This window comes from Staphylococcus sp. HMSC36A10, from assembly GCF_001838845.1.
GTDB lineage: Bacteria > Bacillota > Bacilli > Staphylococcales > Staphylococcaceae > Staphylococcus > Staphylococcus aureus.
In genome coordinates this window covers 188201-189449 of record NZ_KV839130.1, presented here as the reverse complement: position 1 = coordinate 189449, position 1249 = coordinate 188201, and the positions used below count along the sequence as shown (strand labels likewise).

The 1249-nt window shown below is 28.9% G+C and carries 2 protein-coding genes and 1 pseudogene; all 3 read right to left on the bottom strand.

The window, feature by feature from the left end; genetic code table 11:
• Nucleotides 1–345: DUF1672 domain-containing protein (locus HMPREF3247_RS15050; protein WP_257245486.1), on the bottom strand; the 345-nt coding region annotated here is incomplete at its 3' end.
• 38 nt (nucleotides 346–383) lie between these two features.
• A pseudogene (locus HMPREF3247_RS15045) lies at nucleotides 384–744 on the bottom strand (hypothetical protein); the annotation flags it as partial.
• Between the two features lie 71 nt (nucleotides 745–815).
• On the bottom strand, nucleotides 816–1249 hold a 434-nt coding region (locus HMPREF3247_RS13000), incomplete at its 5' end, for a DUF1672 family protein (RefSeq protein WP_031864831.1).

The following is a 1249-nucleotide window of genomic DNA, read 5'->3' as shown; positions in this document are numbered from 1 at the left end:
ATTAAATACGATATCGTGGTCATCACAATGCACGTATACTTCTACGCCGTCGCCACTACCTACAACATTCGTAGCTTTAACTTTTAGACCGAAGTTATCCATAAAAAATTGTTCGCCACGTTTAGCAATTTTATCTTTATGCTTCTTCGCAAATTCAATCGCATCTTTTTCTGCAGGTGGTTGGAAGCCTTGTCCTACATATTTTGAAGCTTCCATTTCTTCTGGTACAGATTTCGTTTCTGTATTTGTTTCTGTATTTCTGTCTTTTTTTGATTCATTTTCAATCGTGGAGCACCCTGACAGTACTAGTGCTGCTATTAAGATTAATTTTGCTTTTTTAAGCATATCTCATCACCCATTTATGCGCTTTTATAAGTTTCATTTTGCATATAGTTATACTCACTTAATTTATTTGCATCTTTTAGTTCACCTATATATAAATCTTCAAGTACATATACTTGCGTTAAAAAATCTATTATTTTAATTTAATTATTCATTAATTTAGCATTTTGAAGCCAATCATCTCCAAAACCCGATGATTTTAATGGATTATTTGGATTAATTGCCTCTTTAGATGTTCCTTGATATATTATTGTCTTTTGACCAGTTGGATCTCCCTGATCATTAAGTAGCTCGTAGGTTTTTATATCAACTGCATCTTTCATATTATCGTTATTTTTATCATTAAAATAATCTATTTGTTTGAACCGTTTTCCATTTACTTTAAAATCTTTTTTCATTTATATCTTGATAAACTCAATATCTGCTCAATTCTGCTATGTCTCTATCATTTATTTTAATCACTTTATATTCACTCATCCTTCAATTGGATTTATATCGTCATAAAACGGCTTTTTAGTATTTATACTTGGTTTTCCTAATTGAATAGTAACTTGAGATTTTTGAGGCATATTGGGCTTATCCTTTAATTTATTACTCAATTCAATCACATCATCTACTGTATTGTCTTTAGTAAAGTTTTTCTTAGTAGAAAAAAGTGTAGAAACAACATCAGTATTAGCAGTATAGTTTAGCTCTTTTCTAGCTCGTTGCATACCTTCTTTAAATTCTTTATCCTTTTTATGAATCAATGGTTCGTAATATTTACGATATTCTTTTAAATTTCTTGATAAATATGTAATATAAAAATATTCATTTTGATACCCGACGTTTTGCGTCTTGTTAATTGCTTCTTTAGTAAAACCTGTATATTGATATTTCTTTTCATTTTCTTTTAAAAATTTATATA